The 16,969-nt window shown below is 30.7% G+C and carries 11 protein-coding genes, 1 other RNA gene, 1 riboswitch and 1 other annotated feature; of the genes, 3 read left to right on the top strand and 9 right to left on the bottom strand.

Annotated elements, in window-relative coordinates; translation table 11 throughout:
- The first annotated feature begins 23 nt into the window (after positions 1-23).
- On the top strand, positions 24-686 hold the full coding sequence (locus J2Z42_RS10950; protein WP_209702812.1) for an HAD family hydrolase: 663 nt from the start codon (positions 24-26) through the stop codon (positions 684-686).
- Positions 687-751: 65 nt separating this feature from the next.
- Here J2Z42_RS10950 and J2Z42_RS10945 read toward each other — a convergent pair whose 3' ends face one another.
- Entirely contained in the window at positions 752-1,738 is a 987-nt protein-coding gene (locus J2Z42_RS10945; protein WP_245331588.1) for a G1 family glutamic endopeptidase, read from the bottom strand.
- Between the two features lie 178 nt (positions 1,739-1,916).
- Positions 1,917-2,564, bottom strand: a complete 648-nt coding sequence (locus J2Z42_RS10940) for a YczE/YyaS/YitT family protein (RefSeq protein ID WP_209702810.1) — start codon at positions 2,562-2,564, stop codon at positions 1,917-1,919.
- Between the two features lie 332 nt (positions 2,565-2,896).
- Here J2Z42_RS10940 and J2Z42_RS10935 point away from each other — a divergent pair, with 332 nt between their 5' ends.
- On the top strand, positions 2,897-3,865 hold the full coding sequence (locus J2Z42_RS10935) for an AraC family transcriptional regulator (protein WP_209702809.1): 969 nt from the start codon (positions 2,897-2,899) through the stop codon (positions 3,863-3,865).
- Between the two features lie 126 nt (positions 3,866-3,991).
- Here the strand turns inward: J2Z42_RS10935 and J2Z42_RS10930 are convergent, their stop codons facing one another.
- The 7 genes from J2Z42_RS10930 to J2Z42_RS10900 all read right to left on the bottom strand — a co-directional run bounded on the left by J2Z42_RS10930 (position 3,992) and on the right by J2Z42_RS10900 (position 15,302).
- Complete coding sequence (locus J2Z42_RS10930) at positions 3,992-5,392, bottom strand: amino acid permease (protein ID WP_209702807.1); 1,401 nt, start codon at positions 5,390-5,392, stop codon at positions 3,992-3,994.
- Between the two features lie 229 nt (positions 5,393-5,621).
- Positions 5,622-7,100: an Lsa family ABC-F type ribosomal protection protein gene (locus J2Z42_RS10925; RefSeq protein ID WP_209702805.1), complete on the bottom strand. Its 1,479-nt coding sequence runs from the start codon at positions 7,098-7,100 to the stop codon at positions 5,622-5,624.
- Between the two features lie 697 nt (positions 7,101-7,797).
- Positions 7,798-8,158: a transfer-messenger RNA gene (ssrA, locus tag J2Z42_RS10920) on the bottom strand.
- Positions 8,159-8,258: 100 nt separating this feature from the next.
- Positions 8,259-10,406 (bottom strand): cellulose biosynthesis cyclic di-GMP-binding regulatory protein BcsB, encoded by a 2,148-nt coding sequence (locus J2Z42_RS10915; protein ID WP_209702803.1) that lies wholly within the window; start codon positions 10,404-10,406, stop codon positions 8,259-8,261.
- Between the two features lie 11 nt (positions 10,407-10,417).
- A complete protein-coding gene (locus J2Z42_RS10910; protein ID WP_209702801.1) occupies positions 10,418-12,655 on the bottom strand; it encodes a cyclic di-GMP-binding domain-containing protein, MshE-related in 2,238 nt (745 codons plus the stop codon).
- A gap of 10 nt (positions 12,656-12,665) precedes the next feature.
- On the bottom strand, positions 12,666-14,222 hold the full coding sequence (locus J2Z42_RS10905; RefSeq protein WP_245331587.1) for a hypothetical protein: 1,557 nt from the start codon (positions 14,220-14,222) through the stop codon (positions 12,666-12,668).
- A 6-nt stretch (positions 14,223-14,228) separates the two neighbouring features.
- Positions 14,229-15,302, bottom strand: coding sequence for a glycosyltransferase (locus J2Z42_RS10900; RefSeq protein WP_209702799.1), 1,074 nt, complete (start codon positions 15,300-15,302; stop codon positions 14,229-14,231).
- A 71-nt stretch (positions 15,303-15,373) separates the two neighbouring features.
- Positions 15,374-15,456: riboswitch (cyclic di-GMP riboswitch) on the bottom strand.
- Between the two features lie 114 nt (positions 15,457-15,570).
- Positions 15,571-15,831 (top strand) — a binding site (T-box leader).
- Between the two features lie 63 nt (positions 15,832-15,894).
- Between J2Z42_RS10900 and J2Z42_RS10895 the strand changes: the two genes are divergently transcribed.
- Positions 15,895-16,965: an iron-containing alcohol dehydrogenase family protein gene (locus J2Z42_RS10895; protein WP_209702797.1), complete on the top strand. Its 1,071-nt coding sequence runs from the start codon at positions 15,895-15,897 to the stop codon at positions 16,963-16,965.
- Positions 16,966-16,969: the final 4 nt, after the last annotated feature.

The raw sequence follows: 16,969 nt of genomic DNA, 5'->3' as shown, positions 1-16,969 counted from the left end.
ATGAAAGGACTGTTTACTCAAGTATGATGGATTTAAAATTAGTAATATTTGATATGGATGGATTGATGTTCGACACAGAAAGAATTGCTAGAATAGCCTATAAAGAAACCGGTGAAAAATACGGTTATACTTTTAATGATTGTATATTTCAAAAAATTACAGGTGCAAGCTGCAAATCAAGAAATAAAACATTTATAGAAACCTTTGGTGAAAATTTTCCATTAGAAGCCGCACTTTCTTATAAGAATAAAATATTTCGTGATATAATCAAAAAAGATAGAGTTCCTATAAAACCAGGACTTTTAGAACTTATAAAATTTCTTAAGGAAAATAAGATTAAAATGGCTGTGGCTTCTTCAAGTAGAGCTGAAGTAATAAATTATTATTTGACTATGACAGGAATTACAGGCTTTGATTTTATAATAAGCGGAGAGGATATAAAAGAAAGCAAACCCAACCCTGAAATATTTTTAACTCCATGCGAAAAATTAGATGTTGATACTAATAATGCAATTGTTTTAGAGGATTCTACAAATGGGATAAACGCATCATTAAATGCAGGTATAAAACCTATATGGGTACCTGACCTCATAAGAATACCCGATGAGCTTATGTCAAAAATTTTTGCTAAAGCCGGTAGTTTGCTTGATGTTATAGATATAATCAATAAAAATTTCAATATATAAAATAAGAAAAGATATAGTAGAAAATAAACTTGTACTATATCTTTTCTTATTATAAAATTTACATACTAAAAACCATAATGTATTCTTTCACGTATTTGCAAAGGCATTGGTGCTTTACTAACTCTATGTCTAAAACCAGGATTGTTACGTGAATATGGATTAACATTTGTATTTGAATTAGTACTTAAGTTTGTACTTGTTGTTGTAAATGATTCTCCATCCGATCCAAGTTCAGAAGGATAAATTGCTATATTCCCATTAGATACCATGGCAACAGGTTCAACAGTATTGCCAGAAGCATTTAATGCCTGACCATTAACTTTGGCCGATTTATATTTTATTGTGCCCATATTTGCTAAAGGAAGAAGCTCACTATTTTCATTTGAAGGATCTTCGCTGATCCATTCAGCAGATGTTCCTATTCCTTGAGCATATGAAGAATCCAATGTTGTAGTTATTGTCTTTGTTTGAACTGTACCATTTGGTTCATTAGCAGTAAATGTCAAATTCCACGTAGAGTCTGAATTCGATGATTTGTATATACTTACATTAATAGTTGAACCTACTGGAAGGCTCATTATATTTTGAGAGGCATCAGGAAGCTTTTCCCAAAATACTTCTACTGTAGTTTGTCCATTTTCTATTTCCTCCATAGTTCCCATTTGGAGAAGGTCTGAAGATGATACACCACCCAAGCCAATCCATTGGGCACCTATTGACTCTCCTTTGTTTGACGAAATACTAGGGATTGTCCAGCTGCCTGAAATACTGGTATAGATACTAGACGCAGGCGTAGTTATATATCCACTCCAGTTTGAAGATGTCTGAGTATTGGCAGGAAGATTTGCCGCAGCTACAGCTGTATTGCGCAATCTTATGTTCTTAAGTGAATGAATCGAATATTGATTGGAAAAATGTTCAGAAGACATATATAGATTACTGTTGTTATTCTGAAATTGATTTATATTTGTAATAGACATAGTTCCCAGCCCAATTAATACTACAAGTACTACAACTTGAAACTTTTTAATTATATTTTTCATACCTTTCATTGTATACCCCCCTTTTCAATTTCAGCGACAAGCATTTATATTAACTATATTTTACTCACCTTAAATCTATCTTAAAATTATCTATACCTATTGGAAAATTTAAAAGAACAACCGCTTATAAATAAAAAACATCCCATAAAATCTGATACCTGAATTTTATGGGTTTTATGGTTACGTGTCAATTATTTTTTTCAACTAAAAATCCTTCTAAAGTAGGTTCTACCCTTGCCATAAACAATTGTATTAATGGTCCTTGAGTAATTATACATATAATAGTGCCAATTCCTGCAATTCCTCCAAATAAGACTCCAAATATAATATATATAGTATCTGTAATTATTCTAACTACACTATAAGGTTTTTTAACATAACTTGTAATTAGCAAATACAAATAATCATTTGGTGCAACCCCTAATCTGGCTGATTTCATAATTGCAAAACCAATTGATACTGGAATACTTGCTAAAAAAAACAATACTATGCTGCCTATTAAGGTAATATTGCCGGGCATAATCAACTTAACAAATTTTATATACATATTAAGAAACATTCCTGTGAACACAATTGATAAAATCATTCCAATATTTATCTTTTTTCTATTTATAAAAAACAAAAGCAGAAGTAAACAAAAAGTTAACACCCTATTTGCATTGCCGATATTGATATTTAAGAGTCTCGAAATCCCCTGTGAAAAAACAGTAAAAGGATCTGATCCAATACCTAAACATAAAAACATTGCTACCCCAAACTGTATTATATTAAGTCCCCCGAAAAACATTACTAACTGTCTCGTAAATATTTTCCCGTTAAGTGTTTTCATCTGCATAGTATGGTTACCCTTTTACCCTTAATATAAATCATTTTGTTTGAATTGTTCATTACAGATGCAGCATCCATAATTTCTTTTTTAATAATTTGATATATCTTTTTATTCACTTAAATTTCCTCCTTTAAATATTTATTTTGTATAATCATGATTTAAATTTTTTATTTTTTTTACGATGTAATTATATTAATTATCTTCACTCAAGTAAGTGTTTTTTTGTAATTTTTTATTGTTTTTATTTAACCACTTATATACATACTCTTCTTCTCATTTGTTTAAATATCCTATATAATTAATATAAGGTATTAATGTAGTATACTAGGAGATTAATAATGATTAATAATAAGCCATTACTTGATAAAAAAATACAAGATTACATGAATAAAGTATCAGCTCGCTTTAATTCTGTTTTTCTGAATTCTAAAACCTTCAATGCTTTTGATGAATCAGTTTTTGACTTTAATCCACCTGGAGATATTGCAGTAAACTTACATAATAGTCATGGTAATAATCTATTTCATAGGCATGATTTTTTTGAAATGATATATATTTATTCTGGAAAATGTATTCAAAAAATTGATAATAAAGAAATGATTTTATCTAAAGGAGAACTATGCTTAGTTAATTCGAAAGCGTATCACGCTATTATTACAGAAAATGACGAGGATAATATTTTATTTAATTTTATGTTTAAAAAATCCTTTTTTTCTCGTTATTTTCTAAACTTAATTGGAGAAAATAATGCTTTATCATCATTTTTAATTAATTATTTATTTGATGAAAATAGTAGAGATACTTATTTAGTATTTGATACTGCTCAATCCGATTCATTAAAAAAAATAATATTTTTAATAATTAATGAATTTATAGATGAACGTCCTGGCTTTAGAAGTGTATTAGAAAGTTTATATGTTATTCTCTTTATCGAAATTTCTAGAAATAGCTCAAAAAAATCTAATAATCTTCTTAAAACTAACGAAAAAGCTGCTAAATTTAATGAAATCATGAATTACATTGAAGAAAACTTCGCTACAACAAATCTGCAAGAAACTGCTATACACTTTCATTATCATCCAAATTATCTATCAAAAGAAGTTAAAAAGCATACTAATAAAACATATTCAGAAATTTTGCAAAACATTAAACTTAAGCAAGCATGTTTCTATTTATCTAAAACAAATCTTTCTGTACAGGAAATTATTGAAAAGGTTGGATATTCAGAATCAAGTCATTTTTATCATATTTTTAAGAAAAACTTTACTATGACACCAAATGAATATAGGAGACAAGTACAAAAATAATCCATCAATAGTTAAATTTGTAGTGAGTTTTATTATATTTTAATGATAGTATCCTAAATTAAAAATCGCATAACAAAAGCACCATCATGAGTGATAAGGTGCGTGATGGTGCTTTCATCATTTTGTTTATTTGTTTTCTAATCCTTCATCTTTAAATTTTTCTACTTTTGAAGCAGTGTGTTTGTTGATGCCAAAGACAAAATAGCCGATAGTAACTATGATACAGAACGCAGCACCAACCAGCAAGGACATCTGTGTTTCGGAATTAAAGCACATACCAATTAAAACTAAGAAAAGATATCCCACTACAATATAGTTAGCATATGGGAAAAACTTTGATTTAAAAGGATGATCTGCCATTTCAGCTGCATGTTCTTTTCGGAATTTTATTTGACTTATGCACAAAACAATCCAGGGAACCATACCTGGAAGAACGCTGGCACTGTATATATAAACAAATAGTTTAGAATTTGGACATATATAGTTTAAACCTACACCGATGAGCAAGCAAACCAAAGTTGTTTTAATAGCGTTTGCTGGTACACCGTCTTTGGTTACTTTACCAAGGAATTTAGGAGCTTGGCCATTTTTTGACAAGGTATAAAGCATACGACCGCAGCTATAAATTCCGCTGTTGCAGCCAGACATTGCAGCTGTCAGCACTACAAAATTGACAATACCAGCAGCAGCAGAAATTCCAATCTTAGCAAAAGTTAGGACAAACGGACTGCCAAGAGTACTGATTTTATTCCATGGATAAATAGTTACGATTACGAATATAGCACCAATGTAAAAAATCAATACACGCCAAATAATATTTTTTATTGCTTTTCTTAATGTGTTTTGTGGGTTCTGTGCTTCTCCAGCTGTGATGCCGACGAGTTCTACACCCTGATAAGATGCTGTTACCAGGCACAAGGCAAATAACCAGCCTTTCCAACCACCGGCAAAGAAACCGCCATTCGCCGTAAGATTTTTTAAGCCAATGGCTACGCCGTGGTTACCAATACCAAAGAAAATCAAACCAAATCCTATTATGATCATAACTACAATTGTGACAATTTTAATTAAAGAAAACCAAAACTCAAACTCGCCGTAGAACTTAACTGAAGTCAAATTAGCAGCAGCTAGAATAGCCACACCAATTAAAGCCGGAATCCAGGCCGGTAAAGCTGGAAACCAGTAATGCATATAAATACCGAGAGCGGTAACTTCCGACATACCGATAGCTATCCACATAAACCAGTAACACCATGCTGTCATATATCCAGCCCAATGAGATATGTATTTATTTGCATAATTTGCAAATGAACCTGTCAATGGTTCGAGGTAAAGCATTTCTCCCATGATTCTCATAACTATGTACATGGCAATGCCGGCTACTGCATAAGCCAATAGTACCGATGGTCCTGCCCATTTGATCGTGCTAGCCGATCCCATGAACAAGCCTACGCCAATTGTGCCGCCTAAAGCAATCAATTCAATATGACGTGCTTTTAGGCCACGTGTTAATTCTTTTTCTTCCACGTAAAATATCTCCTTTCAAAAATGCCTATTAATTAATAGATTAGTTCTTTTCTAAAGACACTTGTTTATTATTGTACAAATAATATGTTATCATAACTTTAGGATTTTTTTTAATTTTTGTCGTAATTTTTTTAATTTTTGAGTAATTTCATCATTTATTACTGTTTATTTTTAGGCAAAAAAAGGGAAGTCTTATCACTCCCTTTTTAATATACCCTTATTCATTTAGCTAAAGCTCAAAAAACTTTGTTGCAACATTTTTGCAAAATTTGCTGTCATGCTCCACAAATAATATTGTTGGTGAATATTCAAGCAGTAACTGTTCTATCTGCATCCGTGAGATAATATCAATAAAATTGAGTGGTTCATCCCAAATATGCAAATGAGCTTTCTCACAAAGACTTCTTGCAATCAATGCTTTTTTCTTTTGGCCTCCGCTAAAAGATGACATATCCTTTTCAAATTGAATTCTTGAAAAATCAAGTTTTCTTAAAATTGCCTTAAAAAGACTTTCATCAATATTCTTTTCTAAAGCATAGTCAGTTAAGTTGCCCTTAAGATGCGAGGTATCCTGTGATACATAGGATATTTTTAGTTTACTTCCTTTTCTAAAAGTACCTGTATATTTTATATCCTCGCCACAAATAAGTTTGATAATACTTGATTTTCCTGAGCCATTTTTACCTTTGAGTGAAATTCGGTCACCTTGCTCTATACTAAAACCAACATCTTCGCAAACTATGGTATCACCATAGAAAATTGAAACATTCTCAAGTTCTACAAGTTTATTTTTATGATAAGCAAGTTGGGAAATCTTTAAGCTGTCAGAGCTTTCAATATTTTTGAGAAGCTTAGACTTTTCATCAATAGCAGCCTGCTGTCTGTTTTTGATCGACTTAGAACGTTTCATCATTTTAGCAGCCTTATGTCCAACATAACCTTTATCAAGCTTGGAACCAGAGTTTGTTATTCCTTTTTTTGATTTTTCCACTTCATTTGACCAATTACTTGATCGTTTGACAGACTCCGATAAATGAATAATATCTTTTTTAAGCTTTTCATTTTCTGATAATTCAAATCCATCCTGATTTTTTTTATTTTCCCACCAGCTAGAGAAATCACCTTTTTGTATTTCTATATTTGTCTTATTTATTGATAGAATATGATCAATACAATTGTCCAAAAAAGCTCTATCATGTGAAATTAAAATAAATCCTTTCTTTTTTCTCAAGTAATTGCTGAGATTTTTTCTAGCTTCAATATCCAAATGATTTGTAGGTTCATCAATAAGCAGGAATGAATTCTCCTTCAAAAACATAGCTACTAACAGTACTTTGATTTGTTCTCCTTTTGATAGTGTATAAAATTGTCTGTATAAAATATTATCATCTATAGATAACAATGATAATTCTTTCATTATTTCCCAATCCATTAAATTTGGACTGATTTTCTTTATGATATCTACGGTAAAATCTTCTTGTTCCTGTACTTCATATGGAAAATATTCAAAAATTACATTAGCTGAAATATTTCCAGCATATTTATATCTTCCAAGTAAAAGATTCAGAAATGTAGTTTTTCCTCTTCCATTTCTTCCGATAAAGCCCAATTTCCAATCGGTATCAATTTGAAAGCTTACATTTTCAAATATATTATCATAACTGCCTTCATAAGCGAAGGTCAGATTTGTTACATTTATTAAAGACATATTTTTATCCTCCTTTGCAATTAAAAGTACAAATAACAAAGTCGGAAAGATAGGCAACTTTATTATTACTCCATATAAATGTCACCTGAATTATCCGGCTTTATATGAAGATTATCATGTGTTAACCATGTATCCTTATTACTCATAATATCATTGATCCTCCTTATTCCTATTATTTATAAAAAATAAAAGCTGCAAGAAATTATTATTCTTACAGCTCATAAATATACATAGTTACGCTAATCTTTATAACATAATCGTATAACATTAAGAGAAAAAAGAACAACTTTCTTGCATAAGTACAATAAAAAACAGATCATATCTGCTTATCTTTCTGTTACATCGCACTTTAATAAATTAGCAAGAAAATTTAATCATCTTTTCAACTCCAATCAATATATTATCCAAATTATATCATATTTAATTTCACAATACAACAAATAAAAATTCAATATCTTTTTATTTCTAAGTTAATTATTGAGATAAAATTTCTTGGTATTCACATAGAAATTAATAGCAAAGAGAAAAAGCACCCATCCAACCAAGAATAGTGACTTTCTCTAAAACCAAATATTAATTTAAATTCATCCAATAGCCCTAAAACAAAATAAACATTTATTTTTATTCAATAAACTTTGTATCTAAAAAAGCCGGATGTCAAAATGAATGTCAAATATTCCTAAACCGTTGGTATGTATGGTGGAGGCGAGGGGAGTCGAACCCCTGTCCGAAAGCAGAAACGCTTGAGCATCTCCGAGTGCAGTCCTTATTTTAACATTCCCTCCATCAGACGCCTAAGGACAGGCTTCTGACTTCAGTAGCTTCATAAATTCCGTTTCCAGGTCAAAGCTTTCCTGGACTCGGGACCCCGCTATCGACGCCAGACCCTGGATCGCGGGAAGTCCAGGCTGACGGCTAGCAGACTATGCTGCTAAAGCTAAATTTTCGTTATTGTTTGCGTTTATATTTAAACCCCATAGTTTTTTAACGCGGGTCCACAGGTTCCCTCGACTCGCTTCTCAAACCCAACTTGCCCCCGTCGAAGCCAATACGCCCCCATGATAAGACAAGTACTGAGTTAGATAACTCTAATGCAGTAACTTATTATATCATCTAAAATCATATAAGTCAAAATTAATTTTTAAAATATTTGAGAATTTAGTTTTTCTTATCAAACCCTTGAGATTTTTTCATTTTATCACCTGCATCCTCAAATTGATTACTTTTCTTTCTCAATTTGATAACAGCAGCTATACATATTCCTGCCAAAATTAAGGCTATTAAAAGTGCCCACCATGGGAAACCTGATTTATCTTCAATTACCTGTATAGCAGAGCTAAATGTAACCGGCACTTTATTATCCTCTGAATCACTTACTGATATATTATTAACTCCTTTTTTATTATCAATAACAGATACCTGTCCTTCTATTTTTTTTAGGTTGTCTGTATCACTTAAAACTGATTTTAAAGCTTTCAAATTAGAACTATTGTCATAAGTTATTACATATACTCTTTTATAAAAATTCCAGGGTGATCTAACTACCTGTACTACTGTCTTATTTTTCAAAGTTTCCGGCACCACCTGAATTCCATCTTTAATTCTAAATTTGTTATTTCCTAAAGGCACTATAGGAATTGAATTTTTAATTTTATCTGGAAGCTTGATATTATTAAATGAACCTATAAAAATCATATCTTCATCTTTCTGTTTCCTAGTCGGTTCACTATCCCCATTTAATACATCAAAATCAAATACTTCTTTAGAATTTTGTCCCGCACGACTGGCAATAATTGCTGCTGTATCTAAGTCATCATTATTAATATTTTTTGAAAACGACATTAAAATTTTAGGTTGTTTATTTTCATTATACGTATTAAAATATGGGAAGTTGTCAAGTGATGGCTGAATAATTAATCTTCCAGGGACTAAACATACCTCGGAATTTGAATTTATATATGTCCACGCACTATCATAATAATCTTTAGAACAATCTATTTTTCCTATATAATTGTATACTTCAATATCTACCTTTATTACAGGTTTCTTTAAAGCACTATCTGGAATTTGAACTTTCAAACTGCCGTCTTCCGCATTAGAATCTGATAACTTTGAATTATTTATAACTTTTCCATCTATATATATAGTTAGCAGTGATCTATCCGAAAGCAGTATTTTGGAATGCTTGAACTTTAAATTTATATAAGAACCACTTCCAGCTTGTACACCATTAGGCTGTACAAATGAAAAACTAGTTCTCTGATGAAAGGCTCCTGCCAGGTTTACGTCAGAATATCCCCAATCAGAAAATCTATATAATCCTTTTTTATTCTGGATAAATTTATTATATTTGCTGCTTACTTTGGAATCCACAGTTAATGAATTATCTTTTATTTGTTTTAAAAGTGAATTATTGCAAATAAAGTTTGCAGCTTTATTAATCCCCTCCTGATTTTCTCCACTTATAACAGTATTATAATAGGGATTTTCCTGTGATTTATTTGAAATTGATAAAAATCCCTGATTTTGGTTTAAATTTTTATTTTCCTTCAATTTATCAATTGGTGCAATTAATATAGAATTTGCAGTAGACTGTTGATTCAAATTATCTCCAACATTATAATTTATCAAGTTTCTATCTGAATACAAACTGCCAATTGAAGAACTTAATTTCAAGAGATCTGAAATCAAATCATTATTTTTCACTTTAGGTAATACAAAATTAGATGTTAGATATTGTTTGCTCCCAAAATCCTCAAAATAAGAAGAATAGAAATCTGAAAGTGTTGGTGAATATAAGCTCTTATCCGATATATGTATTTTAGAATCATTATATATAGTAACCCAGTTGCCTGGATTATCAATATCTGCACAATCTCCTATTATAGAACGGTGATCACTTTCAATTCTAATTTCATTTATTGCTCCTACTTTTAATTTATCAATAGGTATACTTACCTTCCAGTAATTTGGAGATGTCTTTTGTATATTACATATCCATTCCGTATCAATAGGAACTCCATTAACACTCAATGATATGTTTGAAAGATTACTTATTAAAGTATTGGAAATAGCATAATGTATGGTGACATAGCAATCATTGTTTAGTACAGCATCTTTCGGGATATTTAAAAAATATGACGCTGCACTTTTAGGCATATTGAAATTTTGGTTTTCACTAAAAAGCTGTATGTCATAACTGTGTGCTGCAGCACTATTACTTGCTGCAGCTGATACATTTTTATTTAAAAACATAAAAGAAATTATTAGACTTGCAAGAATTATGAAAAAACACTTTTTATTCACTTTTATCCTCCTTAAGTATTAATATTCCTATTTAAAGATGTGTCATTTCTCTTTGATGTCAATCCGTGATCAGTCTTCTCCCAATAAAAAGGATTTTTAATGAGCTGAAATAATGCCTTATATGCAGCAGCACTCATCAATATCCAGTATATAGGAGTCAAAAGTGCATACTTAATCAATCCATAAGAAAATGGTTGTTTTTTCTTAAGTGCACAATCTCTTATTACCCAGTACATACCAACTGTATTTGTGTATGTAAACATAAAATTTCCAAAGAAAAGTTGCAAGGCTGCAATATAATAAAATATTCCAGGAAATAGTGACCTTATCCACAAATCCTTTGTAACATACCACCATATAAGCATTAACCAGAAAAATGGATTTATAATAGGTAAAAGTGGTGTACCCAATACCATAGCTTGATATCCTATAAAACCTTCAAGTCCCAATGATTTATAAAGCTTGATTGGATGTCTCATATGTACAAGCCATGTCTGCATATACCCCTTTATCCATCTAGATCTTTGCCTGATCCAATTTCCTAAACGTGAATTTGCTTCTTCCCAGGTACGGGAATCTACAACCGCAGTTTTATATCCTTTTTTAAAAAGCCTAACACCTAAATCAGCATCTTCTGTTACATTAAAGGGATCCCATGCACCAACTTCCCTCAAAAAATCTATTTTAAAATGATTAGATGTTCCACCAAGTGGTATAGGTGTCTTCAACTGCATAATGCCAACCAAAAGGAGCTCAAACCACATACTATACTCCTGAGTAAACCATTTTGTGAGTATATTCTGGTTACTGTTAAAATAATTAAGTTTAGCTTGTATACACACAAATTCATCTGGTAATTTTTTATAACATAAATAGACTTTTTTAAGTTGGTCTGGTTCAGGTCTATCCTCAGCATCATATATAACAACATATTCTCCCTTTGCCCTTATCAATCCATAATTACACGCCTTAGGTTTAGTTTTCGGCTTACAAGTTGGAACAATAATAGCTCTATAATTGCTTGGCAAATCCATGTTGTTTACAACCTCAATGGTTTCAGTATCATCTTTTTCAAGAAGTATACAAACATCTAATTTATATTGTGGATAATCAATATTCTGTATATTTTTAATCAAACCTTTTATAACTTCTTTTTCCTTATAAACTGGAACAAGTATAGTATATATAGGAAGTTCCTTTTCATCAATTTCGTCTAATTCTTCCTGTGTAAATCTAAGTTGTGCATCTCTGTTTGCTCCTTTTATGACAATTAAGAGTTTTAATACGGTCATAATAGCATAAAGAGCCTGAAAAAAGAGATTTATCGAAAAAAGTGCAGCTTTATAATTTGAAATCATCATTATAATAAGTGTCAATATAATAATTACCATAACTATTTGCTGACTTTTAGAAAAAGTTACTATAGCAGAATTCTCTGGTTGTTCATCATATAATTCAAATACACTCTTCTCTGTTTGAGTATAGCTATAAACTTGATCCCAAAAGTTATCTATTTCAATCATTGTGGCCAAAACTTGCTCTACAGGTTTATCTAAATAGGATTCAATTTCTTTAATATCATCTTCAGATAGTATCTCCCTCACTGCAAGCAAATACGAATTTTCTCGTTCATTTATAATTATTGCATTATACTTAAGTGCAACTTCATAGGGAATTTTTTTTGAACTTCTAAAATCAATGTTTTTGCCTATTCTTCCTATATTATTCTGGGTGGCTAAATCTCTATATAAATCTTCCGGTGTTATATATTTTAAAAATAAAAGTACGTCTCCTAATTTACCTCCGCTTTTTCTCTGAAGTTTTATCGCTTCATCAAGTTGTTCCTTTGTTATCCTGCCTTTATCCACAAGCATTTGACCTATAGGTATTCTTTGTTTGTTATCTGTTTTTAAAAAATCCTCTAATTGCTTTTCTGTAATATATTTAAGATATACAAGAATATCGCCTATACGTCCACCATTATCCTTTTGATAACTAATAGCATTATTTAATTGTTGTTGATTAATAAACTTTGCCTGAAGCAATCTCTCTCCAAGTCTTGAAAACTTACTTGTATTTATAAAGCTCTCCAGGTCTTCTGATGTTATAAATTTATTCTTAATCAGTATCTCACCCATGAGTCCACCGTGTTTTTTTTGATATTCAACGGCAAATTTCAGTTCCTCCTCACTTATATACCCCCTATTTAGAAGCCTATCGCCAATTTTATCAATATTCTTTGGCACCATATATCACCTCTTAGTCTTTAATTTGGAATATTTTGTACCCTTCAAATTCTTTTTTTAAAGTACACCAGTCAGCACCATCTTTATATAAGTAATGGTATCTCCTATTAAATGCATCTAATGACCCAATGCCATCATCCGGATCCGGTACTATTATATAATTAATTCCGTATTTTGCAGGGTTGTCCAAATACTGATTAAAGTTTAAGCTGCTGCTTACAACAAGATTATCAATATTTTTCACATTTAAAATAATTGCGGAAGTTAAAAATGAATCCATCATTATCTTTTCATCCGGAAGTTCTTCATTTATATATTCAGAAATTTCTTTTCCTTCCTGATTAGCTAAAACATAGTGCTCTTCTACAGCAATAACTGGATCTGAAAGTGCTCTTCCAGTTAATATTGACGAAATAATCAATGCTGCACATAGTATTTTAAAAACTGTCGGTCTAAATATTTTTTTAACTCCTGACAGTTCATATGGAAGCCATGCAATACATATAGGCAGTGAATAAGAAAAAAATCTAAACCAGCCATAAGAACTTCCTTTAACAAGCATTAGAAAATGAAAAACCAACATAGTTACCACAAGTATACAAAGTATAAAAAAATCACTTTTAAATATTTTTTTATTTGCTGATCTAATTAGTATAAATGCAAAAAATAGCGGTAAAAATGGTATAGCTCTTTGAATAACGTATTCTATAGCTTTTATAGGTGATTCAATTGAAGTAGTAAGCTGGCTCTGTGATGTATTAGAATAAACTGAATTTAGAAAGTACAATGGGTTTCCAGTAATTGTCCAATTTAAGAATATCCACAACAATATTCCATAAATCATAGGTGCATACAGGACAATAGCCGTACCCTCTGCATAATGATATTTTTCTCTTTTTATATTAGATGGAATGAATTTTTTCTCTTTTTCACTGAAGAATATATTTATTAAAACTCCAATACCAACTGCTGCTGCAAATGGCATTGCCTCATATCTGCAAAAAAAAGCAAAAGTTAAACCAAATGCAATTTTTATAATATACTCAGGACTTCCTTCTCTCATCCATAAAGTCATATTTGCTACAATATAAATAACAGCTGCGAAAAAAGTTTCCTCACTCATTCCATTCATTCCATAAAAAAATATAAAAGGATTTGTAACATATAAAAGAATTATACATATTGAATATTTTTTTGATATATTGAATCTGGTAAAAACCCGAAACAATAATAAAGCACTAAAAGCTGATGAAGCTGCTGTTACTATTACAGCTGAAATACCAGATGAAACTATAGGTCTCCAAATTTTAGATAATTCCACAAATGGCAATTGAAATATACTTGGCAGTGGATTCCATACAAAACCTATAGATGCAAGTCTAAAAGGTTTTACATAAAGAACATAGAATGCATTGGCAGTTCTGCTAAAAGCATCATTTAATAATATACCTTTGAAATAACTAAAATAAATACCACCAATAAGTTCTGCAATAAATACTGCTAAAAACATTATTAATGAATCCCTCATTGGTAATTTTGAAAATATACTTTTGTTATAACTCTTTGCCATAATTGTTTAAAAGCTCCTTAAATTATTTTTCCATGTCCATAGTCTATTTAAATTATAATTCCATAGTACTGCTCCACAAATGCCAATTAAATTTGCAACATTATAATTGACTTTTAATTTGTAATGCAAAGAACTTAATATAATTATGTTGATAATTATACCACAGGATGATATAGTTAAAAATTTGAAAGCCTCTGCAAAAAATTTCTCAGTTTTTTTATCTTTCCATGTGATATTTCTATTTAAAATAAAGTTTCCAATCATAGCAATTACGGCCGAAAACGTTCCTGAAATACTTATATTAAATCCACAAAATACAAAAATATTATAAAATATCATATTTACAATTACGCCTAAACAGCCCACAATAGCAAATACAAATATCCTTCTATCATCCACACTATCTTTTACTAATCTAAATATATGTTTTAAATAATTTATCTGCTCAATAAAAGACATTTTTGAATTTCCATAATCTCTTTTTTCAAATTTATATGGTATCTCTTTTACCTTGCTGTATTTTCCACGGACTAAAATTTCCATAAGTATCTTCCATCCTACAGGACTTAAAACAATTCCATCCAATATCTTCTTCTTAAATGCAAAAAATCCTCCAGTAGGATCACTTATATTCCTCAGTTTTTTTAAAAATAGCTTTCCAATAGCCGATGCAGTGTGTGAAATTATTTTTCTAAAAATGTTTAATCCATCTTCATCTCCACCAGTCAAATGTCTACTAGGAATTACTATGTCATATTCTTCTATATTCTTGATCATCTCAGGTAATAATTCAGGAGGATGCTGCAGATCTGAATCCATAACTACAATGATATCTCCTCTACTCATATCTATTCCTGAAACTACAGCTGTTGCCAGACCTCTCTCACCTGTCCTGTGTGAATATTTAATATTTTTATACATATTTTTTAATTTTTCTAAATATTCAATAGTATTGTCTGAACTGTCATCTACAAATATGATTTCGTAGTCATAAATATTATCAATTGCAGTTTTTATTCTATCTACAATTTTTATAACATTTATCTTTTCATTAAATGTAGGGATTATTATACTCACCATAGAATTCCCCCCCCTTAAAGTTATATATATTTAATTTAACTTTAAAAAATACAAAAAAATAAGCCAACTAGCTAAAAGTTGGTCGGTTGCACTACTAGCTCACTATATATAAAGTGCCCAAATAATTATATAGCTCTACAATTTTAATATATATTAATGCTATTATTATACTATTATGTTATATAATGAACAAGAGAAAATATTAAAATTTAATTTAAAGCTCTTGACATTATAAAAAATGCGGCATATAATTATGAAAAAGTCAATAATAAATATGTTGATTGAGAAAAGTAAATTCTATAGTATTTAGTAAGAGAACTTATCATTTGCTGGGAGATAAGATTTACAAAAGAATTGAAAATCACTCATGAGTAGTTAGCTGAAGGTATACTTTATTGTGTAGGCACGACCGGTAGCAACCGTTATATTGTCAAATATTGAACAGGTTTTCCTGGAGATATTTTACGAGGGGTTGCTTTTTAAGTTTACAAGTAGAGTGGTACCGCAGGTTTTAGAACCTGTCTCTAAATTAATTGAGACAGGTTCTTTTTATTTTATAAAAAATTATACAAATAAATTGGGGGCAAAAAAAATGAGTAATTACAGTGTATTTTTACCAAGCTATAGTATAGGAGATGACGTTTATAAAGAAATTCCTAAAATCTGCGAAGCATATGGAAGGAAGGCTGTAGTAGTTGGGGGCAAAACAGCAATGGCAAAAGCCAGAGAAGCACTATTGGAAAGTGTCAAAGGTTCAAATATAGAAATATCGGATTTCGTATGGTTTGGTGGGGACTCGACCTACGAAAATGTTGAAATGCTTAAGAAAAATCCAGTAGTTGCAAATGCTGATATGATATTTGCAGTTGGTGGTGGAAGAAGTGTTGACACAAGCAAAACCATGTGTGATCAGACTGGTCAGCCAATATTCGTATTTCCGACAATAGCTTCAAATTGTGCTGCCATAACAGAAACAACAGTAATTTATGATTCCAATCATGTATTTAAAGAATTATATTTTCCTAAAAAACCGGCAACACATTGTTTTATAAATACAAAAATAATAGCAGAAGCACCAAGCAATTTTATCTGGGCAGGTATAGGTGATGCATTGTCAAAAGAATATGAATGCACATTTTCATCAAGAGGTGATGAACTTGACCACACCAATCTTTTAGGTGTTGATATAAGTCGTAATTGTGTAGAACCTCTTTTAAAGTATGGTAAAAAAGCCTATGAAGATGCCAAAGCTCACAGAGTATCAGAGGAATTAGAACAAGTAATTCTTAACATAATAATTACCGCAGGACTTGTATCAGTTCTTGTAATAAATGATTACAATAGCTGCCTCGCTCATTCAGTATATTATGGATGCACTACACTGGAAAAGATAGAAAAAAATCATTTGCACGGTGAAGTAGTTTCCTATGGTGTACTGGTTATGCTTACATGTGACAAGCAATTTAAAGAACGTGACAGAGTTTATAGTTTCAACAAAAATCTCGGACTTCCAACCTGCTTAGCCGATATTGAAGTAGAAGAAAAAGACCTTGACAAAGTGCTTGACAAGGCAATGGAAACAGGCGATATAAAACATGTTCCTTATAAAATAACAAGAGAAATGATTTATAATTCAATAATGGATTTAGAAAAATTAATGTAGTGCT

Origin of the sequence: Clostridium algifaecis (assembly GCF_017874415.1) — a bacterium.
Classification (GTDB): domain Bacteria; phylum Bacillota; class Clostridia; order Clostridiales; family Clostridiaceae; genus Clostridium_B; species Clostridium_B algifaecis.
This window is presented reverse-complemented; position numbering and strand designations above follow the sequence as displayed.